11 protein-coding genes are annotated in these 12,021 nt (G+C 62.0%); all 11 read right to left on the bottom strand.

All coding sequences use genetic code 11. The features are described 5' to 3' along the window. Positions 1–75 precede the first annotated feature (75 nt). Positions 76–387 (bottom strand): AzlD family protein, encoded by a 312-nt coding sequence (locus A3AY_RS0115115; protein WP_026203468.1) that lies wholly within the window; start codon positions 385–387, stop codon positions 76–78. Between the two features lie 2 nt (positions 388–389). Then, positions 390–1,106, bottom strand: coding sequence for an AzlC family ABC transporter permease (locus A3AY_RS0115110; RefSeq protein ID WP_018326497.1), 717 nt, complete (start codon positions 1,104–1,106; stop codon positions 390–392). A gap of 177 nt (positions 1,107–1,283) precedes the next feature. Beyond that, the gene (panB, locus tag A3AY_RS0115105) at positions 1,284–2,105 is read right to left on the bottom strand and encodes a 3-methyl-2-oxobutanoate hydroxymethyltransferase (protein ID WP_026203467.1); all 822 of its coding nucleotides are present in this window, start codon (positions 2,103–2,105) and stop codon (positions 1,284–1,286) included. A gap of 2 nt (positions 2,106–2,107) precedes the next feature. Next, positions 2,108–2,983: a pantoate--beta-alanine ligase gene (gene panC, locus A3AY_RS0115100; protein WP_018326495.1), complete on the bottom strand. Its 876-nt coding sequence runs from the start codon at positions 2,981–2,983 to the stop codon at positions 2,108–2,110. A gap of 274 nt (positions 2,984–3,257) precedes the next feature. After that, positions 3,258–4,013, bottom strand: coding sequence for a fumarylacetoacetate hydrolase family protein (locus A3AY_RS0115095; RefSeq protein WP_018326494.1), 756 nt, complete (start codon positions 4,011–4,013; stop codon positions 3,258–3,260). A gap of 213 nt (positions 4,014–4,226) precedes the next feature. Then, entirely contained in the window at positions 4,227–5,228 is a 1,002-nt protein-coding gene (locus A3AY_RS0115090) for an inorganic phosphate transporter (RefSeq protein ID WP_018326493.1), read from the bottom strand. Beyond that, positions 5,228–5,872, bottom strand: coding sequence for a DUF47 domain-containing protein (locus A3AY_RS0115085; protein WP_018326492.1), 645 nt, complete (start codon positions 5,870–5,872; stop codon positions 5,228–5,230). The genes A3AY_RS0115090 and A3AY_RS0115085 overlap by 1 nt, the downstream gene beginning before the upstream one ends. A 107-nt stretch (positions 5,873–5,979) precedes the next feature. Beyond that, a complete protein-coding gene (gene ligA / locus A3AY_RS0115080) occupies positions 5,980–8,139 on the bottom strand; it encodes an NAD-dependent DNA ligase LigA (protein ID WP_018326491.1) in 2,160 nt (719 codons plus the stop codon). 105 nt (positions 8,140–8,244) lie between these two features. After that, positions 8,245–9,918 (bottom strand): DNA repair protein RecN, encoded by a 1,674-nt coding sequence (recN, locus tag A3AY_RS0115075; RefSeq protein ID WP_018326490.1) that lies wholly within the window; start codon positions 9,916–9,918, stop codon positions 8,245–8,247. Between the two features lie 20 nt (positions 9,919–9,938). Then, positions 9,939–10,772, bottom strand: a complete 834-nt coding sequence (locus tag A3AY_RS0115070) for an outer membrane protein assembly factor BamD (RefSeq protein WP_234913025.1) — start codon at positions 10,770–10,772, stop codon at positions 9,939–9,941. Positions 10,773–11,004: 232 nt separating this feature from the next. Then, a complete protein-coding gene (lpxC, locus tag A3AY_RS0115065) occupies positions 11,005–11,937 on the bottom strand; it encodes a UDP-3-O-acyl-N-acetylglucosamine deacetylase (RefSeq protein WP_026203466.1) in 933 nt (310 codons plus the stop codon). Between the last annotated feature and the right edge of the window lie 84 nt (positions 11,938–12,021).

Below are 12,021 nucleotides of genomic sequence, written 5' to 3'. Positions count from 1 at the left end.
GGTGCAAGCCGCCCCCTCATCCGGCGCTTCGCGCCACCTTCTCCCCACGGGGGAGAAGAGGCAGCAAGGCGCTTCCTACACGGTCAAATACCGAATCGTCATGACGACGAGCCAGCCGATGGCCAGCATCCAGAGAGACGAAACCCGTAAGCCCACGGCGAAGGCGACGAGCATGGCGGCTGCGACATCGAAGCCGCCGCGGACGAAGGCGGGCGCGACCAGCGTCGACAGCACGGCGGCGGGCACCGAATTCAGCGCCGCTTCCATGCGCGGCGGGATGCGCTTCATCTGCGTAATCATCACATAGCCGCCGATGCGGGTGAGAAAGGTCGCAAAGGCGGCCGCAAGGATGATGTAGATCAGTTGCATGTGCTCTGAGCTATCCATGATCAGACCTCGTGCTCCAGGGTGACCGGCTCTTCATGCCGTTTCGGCAGCGGCAGGCAGGCGGCAAGCAGGATGCCGGCGATCGCGCCGATGCTGACATGCCAGGGCGAGCCGACGAAATGCATGGCCGCGATGGATGCCAGCGAACTGACAGCGACGACCGGCAGCCAGTTGTCCCGCTTGCGGAAACCGAGAACCAGACCCATGAAATAGATCGGCAACAGCACGTCGAGACCGATCGCGCGCGGCTCGCCGATCATCTGCCCGAAGATCGCGCCGAGCAGCGTCATGATCTGCCAGGGCACGTAGATGATCATCGCAAAGCCGAGATACCAGGCGAACGTCACCGGTTCACCGCGCTCGGCCCGCTTCTCGGTTTCGGCATATTGCGGATCGACCAGCAGGAAGAAGGTGAAGAACTTCTGCACGCCGGAGAAATGCCGGATATGCCGGGCGATCGATGCCGAATAGAGGATATGGCGGAAATTCACCGCGAAGATCGAAAGCACGATCAGCCAAGGCTGGACCTTGTGGCCGAACAGCTCGATGCCGACCATCTGGCTGGCGCCCGCATAGAGCGTCGCGCTCATGAACACCGCATCGAAGACCGAAAAGCCGTTGTCGATCGCAAGCGCGCCGAACAACGCCCCGAACGGGGATGCCGACACCATGACGGGAAAACCGCCGCGAATACCCTGCCAGAAATCATCTTGCGTCATGAGGGAAACTTTCCGGAACAGCCAGCACCAGCGGTCAAGCCACGCCTTCCCGAGTTGTGCGAGGGATGGAGCGCACAGATAGGCCGCGACCGGCCGCGGAACAATTCAATAAGATTGATGCAGCAATCCGAATTTCTGATCGAACCGGACCGGGCAGGCACCCGGTCCCATGCGCCCTCAGCGCTTGAGCTGAAACGTGTGCTCGATGCCGGGAAAAGTCCGCGCCTTGACCTCGTTGGCATAGGCTTCGAAGGCCGCGGAAATCTGCGGCGCCAATTCGGCGAAATGCTTGACGAAGCGGGGCTTGAAGTCGCTGAAGATGCCCAGCATATCGTCCGACACCAGGATTTGCCCATCGCAGGCCGGCGACGCGCCGATGCCGATGGTCGGTGCTCTGAGCTCGGCGGAAATCTCTCGCGCCAGCGGTTCGATCGTGCCCTCGACGACGATGGCAAAAGCCCCCGCATCGTCGATAGCCTTGGCATCGCGCCGGATTTTTGCCGCTTCCTTGTCGTTGCGGCCAACCGAGCGGTAACCGCCCATGGTGTTGACGAGTTGCGGCATCAGGCCGACATGGCCGAGCACGGGGATGCCGCGCTGGGTGAGAAAATCGACCGTCTCAGCCATCTCCGCGCCCCCCTCGAGCTTCACCGCGCTGCAGCCGGTCTCCTTCAGCACGCGCGCTGCGGTGGCGAAAGCCTGCTCCTTGGACTCCTGGTAGGAACCGAAGGGCAGATCAACGACGACGCACGCCTTTTCCGAGCCGCGCATGACCGCCTGGCCGTGGGCGATCATCATGTCCAGCGTGACGCCAACGGTCGAATCCAGGCCGTAAAGCACCATGCCGAGCGAATCGCCGACCAGCATGAAATCGACATGCGGATCAAGCAGCCGGGCGATCGGCGTGGTATAGGCCGTCAGGCTGACGATCGGCCGTTGACCCTTGAGCGCCTCGATGTTGCCCGGGCTCAGGCGCCGCTTCATTGCCTGTACACTCATGCTTAGGCCACCTTTGCAAATTTTGCGGTTTTCGGCGTGAAAACCCGATTATCGAGCAGTTTCGTGCTCCCGAAACGGACAAAAAGCAACAGAAGAACCGGCTTTTCGCCGATTTCCGTCACTGTGTGCAGTGTTTCCGGATCACGCACGGCAACCACTTCCGGCGTTGCCAGAGGCTCCGAAGCGATGAAATCCGCAATCGCCTTTTCCAGGGCTGCGACCTCCGTCAGCCCGCCGGCGATCAGCCTTTCAGCCTCGTCGAGCGCCTTCGGCACGATCGCCGCAGCGGTCCGTTCCGCCGGTGTCAGGTAAACATTACGCGACGAGCAGGCGAGGCCGTCGGCCTCCCGCACCGTCGCCACGCCGACGATCTCGACCGGCTGCGCCAGATCCTCGACCATGCGGCGAATGATCTGCAGCTGCTGGAAATCCTTCTCGCCGAAATAGGCGCGGTCCGGCTGGACGATGTTGAAGAGCTTGGTGACGACTGTGGCGACGCCGGCGAAATGGCCGGGCCGGACAGAGCCTTCGAGCTCGCTGCCAAGCGTCGGCACATCGACCACGGTTTCCATCGGCCGCGGATACATATCGGAGACGCCGGGCGCAAACAGGAAATCGGCGCCAGCTGCGACGAGCATTGCCTGATCGCGGGCGAGATCGCGCGGATATTTCGCCAGATCCTCGTTGACGCCGAACTGCAACGGATTGACGAAGAGGCTGACGACGACGATGTCATTCGCCGCCCTCGCGCGACTGACCAGTTCCATATGGCCGACATGCAGATACCCCATGGTCGGCACCAGGCCGATGCTCTTGCCGGCGCGGCGATGGTCCGCAAGGCGGGCGCGCAACGCTGCAATCGTGGTGATCGTTTCCATCCCGGGATCCTCCAATCCGCCTACAGCGCCGCGCGTCAAACATGACGCGCAAAGGACGCTGTAGAATTTTGAAACTGCTGCATAATTTCGCCCTTAGATCGATTCCGATTTAAGGAATTATGCAGCAGGCTGCCGCCTTAGACGTGGCGGCTGGCTCTTGCCGGATTTCACGGGCGCTCCGCAAAATCCGGCGCGATTTCCCTAACGTGTGCGGTGCAAAAAAACAATTCAAGAATTGCCTGCGGGGAAATAGGGGCCCGGCGTAGCGGGACAATCATTTGCCGCGCGTTTTGACCGTCTGCTCGATGGCGCCGAAGATGGAGTGTCCGGTCCGATCGTTCATCTCGATGCGAAGGGTATCACCGATGGAAAGGGCGCCCTCGGTTTTGCCGAGACCTGTTCCAATGATGCTGCCGGCAAGCAGCGGGTGAAGAGCTGCAGCCGCAGCGATCACGCTTGCAGGCTCCTGCTTGCCGTTGCTGCCGCCGTCGAAGGCCTTTCCATTGCGGCGGACGAGCAGTGAAAGGTCGCCGCTGTTCCAGCCCTCGCGCAGTTCGTCCGGCGTCACGGCAACGGGAGAAAACGTCGAGACGGCCCTCCCCTCGCCGACCGAAATGTCACTGGCAAGCAGGACGAGAAGAACGGCATCCTTCGCATCGGCACTGGCGACCTGCGCCTCGACGTCGCCGGTAATGAGGGCGAGTTGCGCGGTGACAGCGATGTCGGATGCCCCCTCGACAAGCGAAAGGGAATCGCGCGGTCCGGAAAAACCACCGGAGCCGCCGGTCCAGAAGAAGGCGCGCGGCAATGGCGAAGCAGCATCATGCTCATGGAACCGCATGGTCGGCTGCGAGCCGCTCTCCACGCCGATCGCGACCTGCTGCAGTCGGGGGGCGACATAGGCCCAGTCGTCCAATGCCGCCTGCAGCGTGCGGGCGATATGGCCGACTTCCGAGCAGCGCGTGAGATCCTTCGATACCACGACGAGTTTTCCGTCCCGGGTCGAATCCTTCAGGGTAGCAAGCTTCATGGATGGGTGTTCCTCGGTTCCGTTCAAAAACGGCGGCTCTGCGGTCGCCTGCACCCATAGGATACTATTTGACGGCGGGTGTCGCGCCGAATTTGCGACACTGCCGGGATGCGAGGAGAAAACGGCAATCTGTCTCGTCGCACAGCAGCGATTGGAACACCGGCCAGCCAAACGTGACGAGGTTGCCAGCAGCGGGGCGGCCGGCAACCTCGGCTAAAACGCCGAGGCGATGAAGTAAAACAAGGCGGAGATCACGGCAGCCGACGGCAGCGTGACGATCCAGGCAATCACGATATTGCCGGCAAGCCCCCAGCGTACGGCCGTCACACGCCGTGCGGCACCGACGCCGATGATGGCGCCGGTGATCGTGTGCGTCGTCGAGACCGGGATACCGAGCCAGGTGGCGCCGAACAACGTGATGGCGCCGCCTGTTTCCGCGCAAAACCCCTGCATCGGATTGAGCCGGGTGATCTTCGAACCCATCGTATGGACGATGCGCCAGCCGCCGAAGAGCGTGCCGAGCGCCATGGCCGACTGGCAGGTGATCACCACCCAGAGCGGCACGTGGAATGTCGGCCCGAGGTGACCCTGGCTGAACAGCAGGACTGCGATGATGCCCATGGTCTTCTGCGCGTCATTGCCGCCATGGCCGAGCGAATAGAGCGAGGCTGAAATGAACTGCAGGCCGCGAAAGCTGCGGTCGACGGCAAACGGCGTCTGACGCAGGCAGATCCACGAGACGATGAGAACGAGCATGAGAGCCAGGAAGAACCCGATCATCGGCGACATGAAGATCGCGCCGACCGTCTTCAACAGACCGCTGAGCACGATCGCATCGCCGCCGGTCCTCGCAAGGCCCGCACCGACCAGCCCGCCGACCAGCGCATGCGACGAACTCGACGGGATGCCGAAGATCCAGGTGACGATGTTCCAGATGATCGCGCCCATCAAGGCGGCGAAGATCAACTGCGGATTGACGATCGCCGGGTCGATGATCCCCTTGCCCAGGGTTTCGGCGACATGCAGGCCGAAGAACAGGAAGGCAATGAAATTGAAGAACGCCGCCCACATCACGGCATATTGCGGCCTCAGCACGCGCGTCGAAACAATCGTGGCGATCGAATTCGCCGCGTCGTGCAGGCCGTTGAGGAAGTCGAAGAACAGCGCAATGCCGATCAGACCCGCAAGCAGCGGAAGCGCGAGCGTGGCCTCCATCAGACGTTCTCGATCAGGATGCCGCTGATTTCATTGGCGACGTCTTCGAAGCGATCGACAACCTTCTCAAGCTCGCCGTAGATTTCGCTGCCGATGATATAGGCCATCGGGTTCGACGTGCCGTGACGACGGAAAAGGTCCTTCAGACCTTCTTCATGCAGGCCGTCGGAACGCTCCTCGACGCGGGTGACCTCCTCGGCGATGGCGCTGAGGCGCGCGGCGTTCGTGCCCATCCGATCGAGCAGCGGGATCGCCTCGGCGATCAACCGGGCGGCGTCGACGACGAGGGCGCCCATCTCGCGCATGCCGGGATCGAAGCTTTTCTGCTCGAACAGGCGGATGGTCTTCACCGTCTTGTGCATCATGTCGATGGCATCGTCCATCGACTCGATCAGATCCTTGATGTCGCCGCGGTCGAACGGTGTAATGAAGCTGCGACGGACGGCCAGCATCACCTCGCGCGTGATGCCGTCGGCCTCGTTCTCCAGCGCGATGATGCGATTGCAATGCGCCTCTTGATCGCCCTCGCCCGCAAGCAGAGCCTTCAACGCCTCGGCGGCGCCGGCGACAGTGCGCGAATGCGCATCGAAAAGCTCGAAGAACTTATCCTCGCGCGGCAAAAGCTTGCGAAACCAACCCAGCATTGTTCAATCACCCGTCGTCGCCACTGTCACGAAACTGTCATAAATCTGACGGTCCACATAGAGAAGACAGCGGCGCAAGGGAAGCTCTTCAAGCCGTTGGAGCGCAGTTACCCACCGATCAGGACAAACCAGCCATCCTCATCGGTGGTTTCGACGCCGAGTTCACGGGCCTTTTCCAGTTTCGAACCGGCGCCTGGGCCGGCGACGAGCAGGTCGGTCTTCTTCGACACCGAACCGGCAACCTTGGCGCCCAACCGTTCCGCCATGGCCTTCGCCTCGTCACGCGTCATTTTTTCTAGCGAGCCGGTGAAGACGACAGTCTTGCCAGCAACCGGACTCGAGCTTGAAACAGGCGCCTCCGCGTCAAGCGGTGTGACCTGTTCGAGAAGGCGCGACACGACGTCGATGTTGCGCGGCTCCTTGTAGAACTCGACGATCGCCCGGGCGACGACCTCGCCGATACCGTCGATGGTGTTGAGATCGCTCCAGGCTTCCGACGTCGTATCCGCAGCGGCCTTCATCGCCTCGGAAAAAGCGGCGTAGCTGCCATAGGAGCGCGCCAAGAGCTTTGCCGTCGTCTCGCCGACATGACGGATGCCGAGCGCGTAGATCAGCCGATGCAAGGCCACCTGCCGCCGGTCGTTGATCGCGTCATAGAGCTTGCGAACGCTGACCTTGCCGAAACCGTCGATGTTTTCGAGCTTGGTGAGCGGCGACTCGCTCTGCCGCTTCTCCAGCGTGAAGATGTCCGGCGCCGTCTTGATCGACAGCGCGGGATCCTCCGCCTCGAAGAAGAAATCGATCTGCTTGGAGCCCAGCCCCTCGATGTCGAAAGCATTGCGAGAGACGAAGTGCTTGAGATGCTCGACGGCCTGCGCGCGGCAGACAAAGCCGCCGGTGCAACGGGTCACCGAATCAAGCTTGCCGGTCTTCTCGTTGCGCTCGCGCACCGCGTGGCTGCCGCAGACGGGGCAGATCTTCGGGAACCGATAGCGCTCCGCCGTTGCCGGACGTTTTTCCATCACGACATCGAGAACCTGCGGAATGACATCGCCGGCGCGCTGGACGATCACCGTGTCGCCAATCCGGATATCGTGCCCCTCCTCGCGGATACGCTCACCGCTATTGCCGATGCCCTCGATATAGTCGGCATTGTGCAGCGTCGCATTGGTGACGACGACACCGCCGACCGTGACCGGCGTCAGCCGCGCGACCGGCGTCAGCGCCCCGGTGCGGCCAACCTGGATGTCGATGTTCTCGACGGTGGTGAACGCCTGCTCGGCCGGGAACTTATGGGCCGTTGCCCAGCGTGGCGAGCGCGAGCGGAAGCCGAGGCGCTGCTGCAGGTCGAGCCGGTCGACCTTGTAGACGACGCCGTCAATATCATAGTCGAGATCGGGACGTTTGAGGCCGATATCGTTGTAGTGGTCAAGGATCGCCTCGATCGACGACAGCCGCTGCATCAACGGATTGACCGGAAAGCCCCAGCGCTTGAAAACCTCGACCATGCCGAACTGCGTATCGGCCGGCATCTCGGAAATCTCACCCCAGGCATAGGCGAAGAACTTCAGCTTGCGGCTGGCCGTGATCGTCGGGTCGAGCTGGCGCAACGACCCGGCTGCCGTATTGCGCGGGTTGACGTAGGTCTGCTTGCCCTCTGCCGCCATCTGCTCGTTGAGTGCCAGGAAATCGCCCTTGGCCATATAGACCTCGCCGCGCACCTCGACGACCGCAGGGGCATCGGACGGAAGCGTCTGCGGAATTTCCCTGATGGTGCGGATATTGGCGGTGACATTCTCGCCGGTCGTGCCGTCGCCGCGCGTGGCGGCACTGACGAGCCTGCCGTTCTCGTAGCGCAAGGACATCGACAGGCCGTCGATCTTCGGCTCGGCGGTGAAAGCAATGGAATTGTCCGGCAAAAGGCCGAGGAAGCGGTAGACGCTGGAGATGAAATCCCGCACGTCGTCGTCGGAAAACACGTTGTCGAGCGACAGCATCGGCCGGGCATGGGTGATCTGCTGGAAGATCGCCGAAGGTGCCGCCCCGACTTTCCGCGACGGGCTGTCGGCGCGAATCAATTCCGGAAAGCTGGCCTCGATCTCCTCGTTGCGCCGCTTCAGCGCGTCATAGTCCGCATCCGAAATCTCCGGCGCATCCTTGCCATGGTAGAGCGCATCGTGATGCGCAAGCGCCTTGGCCAGCCGCTCCAGCTCGGCAGCGGCATCTTCGAGCGTCAGATCTTCAACGGCAACAGATTCGGTCGACATGCTGGGCTCCCTATTTTGGGAGTCGTTTTAGAGAAATTTCGAGGAATGGGAAGATGTTGAAGCCCTCAACACTCGAGGGATCCTCCCCCTCAACAGATCGTAAAACTAAACGTTACCGGCCAGCAGCCTCACGGCCGCCGCCCTCGCCTCGTCGGTCACGGAGGCGCCGGCAAGCATGCGGGCGATTTCCTCGGTGCGGGCCCTGTCGTCCATGCGGGCGACGCGCGTGGCGATGGCTTCGGATTTTTCCGCAGATGGCCCCTTGGAGATCAGCAGATGCGTCGCGGCGCGCGCCGCCACCTGCGGGGCGTGGGTCACGGAGAGCACCTGCACGGTCTTCGACAGGCGCTTCAGCCGCTGGCCGATGGCATCCGCCACGGCGCCGCCGACGCCGGTATCGATTTCGTCGAAGACCAGGGTCGGCGCTGACCCGCGATCGGCAAGCGCCACCTTCAGCGCCAAAAGGAAACGCGAGAGCTCGCCGCCCGAAGCCACTTTCATGATCGGGCCCGGGCGCGTCCCCGGGTTGGTCTGCACGTGGAACTCGACCACGTCGATGCCGTCTGCCGTTGCGGCGTCCGGGTCGGATGTCACCTCCACCATGAACCGGGCCCGCTCCAGCTTCAAGGCCGGAAGCTCGGCCATCACCGCTTCCGAAAGCGCCGTCGCCGTGTTGTGGCGCTTGGCGGAGAGCGCGGCGGCGGCGGCATCAAAGGCGCGCTTGGCGAGGCCAAGCTGCGCGTCGAGCTGCTTCAGCTTCTCCTCGCCGGCATCGAGATCGGCAAGGTCAGAAATCATCTTCACGGCGAGTGCCGGAAGCGCCGTTACCGGCACGGAATATTTGCGCGCGGCGGCCCTGAGGGCAAACAGGCGCTCCTCGACGCGCTCCAGTTCCTTCGGATCGTATTCGGTTTTCCGAAGTGCCGCCTCGACGGCCATCTGCGCATCGGAGAGATGGTTGAGCGCGGTGTCGAGATATTCAACGGTTTCCTCGAGAAGCCCCGGTGCCTCGTGGCTCTTGCGCTCGAGCCGGCGCACCAGCGAGGCGATCAGCGGAACCGGCGATGCATTGCCGTTGAGGAATTCGCTCGCCTCGTTGATATCGACGGCGATGCGCTCGGCCTTCATCATCCGCGAACGGCGTTCGGCGAGATCGTCCTCCTCGCCGTCCTGCGGCGAGAGGGTCTCCAGTTCATCCACCGAAGACCGCAAATAATCGGCTTCGCGGGCGGCCGCCTCGACCTTCTCGCGGTGCTTCCTCAGCGTGCGCTCGGCGTCCTTCCAGACGCGATAGAGGCCCGCGACATTCTCCGCCTCTTCGGCAAGGCCGCCAAAGGCATCGAGCAACGTGCGGTGGGCATGGGTATCGACGAGGGCGCGGTCGTCGTGCTGGCCGTGGATTTCGACGAGCAACTGCCCCGCCTGGCGCATCAGCTGGACGGAAACGGGCTGGTCGTTGACATAGGCCTTGGTGCGGCCGTCGGCCGATTGCACCCGGCGGAAAATCAGGTCGCCGTCGTCGTCGATGCCGTTTTCGCGAATCATGATGCGAGCCGGATGGCCCATACCGACATCGAAAACCGCCGTCACCTGCCCTTTGTCGCCGCCGTGACGCACCAGCGAACCATCGCCGCGCCCGCCGAGCGCGAGCGAGAGGCTGTCGAGCAGGATGGATTTTCCGGCACCGGTTTCCCCCGTCAGCACGGACAAGCCGGCGTCGAAGGACAGGTCAAGCCGTTCGATCAGGACGATATCGCGGATCGAAATCTGTGAAAGCATCCTGGTTCAAATCTCTTCGCTCAGACGCCGAGAATTTTCTTGCCCGCGCGCGAAATCCACGAATTGCCGCTTTCGCGCGGCTCGAGGCCGCCGCTCTGCAGCAGTTTGTAGGCATCGGCATACCACTGGCTGTCCGGATAGTTGTGGCCGAGAACCGCCGCCGCCGTCTGCGCTTCGCTGGTGATGCCCATGGCGAAATAGCTTTCCACCAGCCGCGACAAGGCTTCTTCCACCTGGTTGGTGTTGGGATACTGCTCGACCACGGTACGGAAGCGCGTGATCGCGGCAAGATATTCCTTGCGCTCGAGGTAATAGCGGCCGACCTGCATCTCCTTGCCGGCGAGCTGGTCCTTGGCAAAGCGGATCTTGGCCTCGGCATCCTCGACATAATCCGAATCCGGATATTTGGTAACGACAGCCTGCATCGCCTCGATCGTTCTCATGGCCGGTTTCTGGTCCTGCGTCACCGCCGGAATCTGCTTCGAATAGGCGAGGCCGACGATGTATTGCGCGTAGGCCGCATCTTCGGATTCGGGATAGAGATTGAGATAGCGGGTCGCGCCGTTGATGGCGTCCTGATACTGGCCGTTGCGGTAGTTGACGAAGGACCGCATCACCAGCGCCTTGCGGGCATATTCCGAGAAGGGATGCTGCTGGTCGATCGCGTCGAACTTGCGCGCCGCTTCAGTCGTCTTGCCGGCATTCAGGTTGGCAAGGCCCTGATTGTAGAGGACATCCGGCGGATCCGTTTCCGCAGCCAGCTTGGTGATATCGATGTCGGGATCGTTCTGGCAGGCGGTTACCAGAACACTGGTCGCGGAAGCCGCAAGCGCGACGACGGCGACACGCGCCATCTTCTTCAATTCAAACTGGCCTGCAAATACCATTCGTAAATCCCAACTCGCACAGCGGTAAGAATACCGCCGCCTATGAACCGCGTTTTAGATCAAGATGCAACAAGACCGCAACGTCATGGCGATCGATTAACGCAATTTTGTGGCGACGGGATCATGAAAAAGCCGGTCGAAAGACCGGCTTTTGGCAAAATCAGCAACGGTTTTCCGCCTCCGCAGAACCGAATCCGACTTACGGAGCGTTGACGGCCATCCCTTCGCGCTGGGCTGCACGCTGGCGCCGAGTTGCAGTCTCGACGATTTCATAAGCCGTCGGATCGCTCATCAGAGCCTTCAGTGCGTTCGCGTTCATCTTGTGGCCGCCGCGATAGGAACGGTAGCAGCCGATGAACGGCATACCGGCCAGGGCAAGATCGCCCACCGCATCCAGCGTCTTGTGGCGCACGAATTCGTCCTTGTAGCGCAGCCCCTCGACGTTGATCACCGTGTCGTCGTCAGAGATGACGACCGAATTCTCGAGCGATGAGCCAAGACCGCGGCCTGCCGCCCACATGCGCTCGACATCGCGCATGAAACCGAAGGTGCGGGCGCGCGACAGTTCGGTCTTGAAGACCGAAGGCGTGAGGTCGCCCTTCCAGTCCTGACGGCCAATCAGAGGGCAATCGAAATCAATCGCCACTTCGAAGCGCATGCCGTCATAGGGCGTGAATTCCGACCAGGAAGAGCCCGATTCGATGCGGACCGGCTTAAGGATACGGATATAGCGGCGCTTGACGGCAAGGGCCCTGAGGCCCGTCTGTTCAATCGCCTCGATGAAGGGAGCCGAGCTGCCGTCCATGATCGGCATCTCGGCGCCATGCACTTCGATGAGAAGGTTGTCGAGGCTAAGCGCGTAGATCGCCGCCATCACATGCTCGATCGTCGCGATCGAGGTCGCAGGTGAGAAGCCGAGAACGGTGCAGAGATCGGTGTTGCCGACCTGCGAGGACACCGCCCTGAATTCACTGATCGCCCGATCGCCGTCCATCCGCTGGAAGACGATACCGCTATCGGCTTCCGCCGGATGGAAGGTGATTGCTACTTCGGCGCCTGAGTGAACGCCTGTGCCGCTCAGAGTTACAGAGTTTGCAATGGTTGTCTGAAACCCAAGCAGTCCAATTCCAATTCCCATGCTTCTCGCCTTCAAAATGCTTCCTGGCGCTGCCGCCGAATTTCTCCAGGGGACCCGAGCCGCACGCTTTCAAACGCC

The sequence above is a fragment of the Rhizobium giardinii bv. giardinii H152 genome (assembly GCF_000379605.1).
Lineage (GTDB): Bacteria > Pseudomonadota > Alphaproteobacteria > Rhizobiales > Rhizobiaceae > Pararhizobium > Pararhizobium giardinii.
Note: the sequence above shows the minus strand (reverse complement) of the source record. Positions and strands in the feature narration are given on the sequence as shown.

Coding starts and splice junctions, on each gene's coding strand:
- A3AY_RS0115115 (WP_026203468.1), bottom strand. CDS start 387: ATGGATAGCTCAGAGCACATGCAACTGATCTACATCATCCTTGCGGCC.
- A3AY_RS0115110 (WP_018326497.1), bottom strand. CDS start 1,106: ATGACGCAAGATGATTTCTGGCAGGGTATTCGCGGCGGTTTTCCCGTC.
- panB (WP_026203467.1), bottom strand. CDS start 2,105: ATGAGTGTACAGGCAATGAAGCGGCGCCTGAGCCCGGGCAACATCGAG.
- panC (WP_018326495.1), bottom strand. CDS start 2,983: ATGGAAACGATCACCACGATTGCAGCGTTGCGCGCCCGCCTTGCGGAC.
- A3AY_RS0115095 (WP_018326494.1), bottom strand. CDS start 4,013: ATGAAGCTTGCTACCCTGAAGGATTCGACCCGGGACGGAAAACTCGTC.
- A3AY_RS0115090 (WP_018326493.1), bottom strand. CDS start 5,228: ATGGAGGCCACGCTCGCGCTTCCGCTGCTTGCGGGTCTGATCGGCATT.
- A3AY_RS0115085 (WP_018326492.1), bottom strand. CDS start 5,872: ATGCTGGGTTGGTTTCGCAAGCTTTTGCCGCGCGAGGATAAGTTCTTC.
- ligA (WP_018326491.1), bottom strand. CDS start 8,139: ATGTCGACCGAATCTGTTGCCGTTGAAGATCTGACGCTCGAAGATGCC.
- recN (WP_018326490.1), bottom strand. CDS start 9,918: ATGCTTTCACAGATTTCGATCCGCGATATCGTCCTGATCGAACGGCTT.
- A3AY_RS0115070 (WP_234913025.1), bottom strand. CDS start 10,772: ATGGCGCGTGTCGCCGTCGTCGCGCTTGCGGCTTCCGCGACCAGTGTT.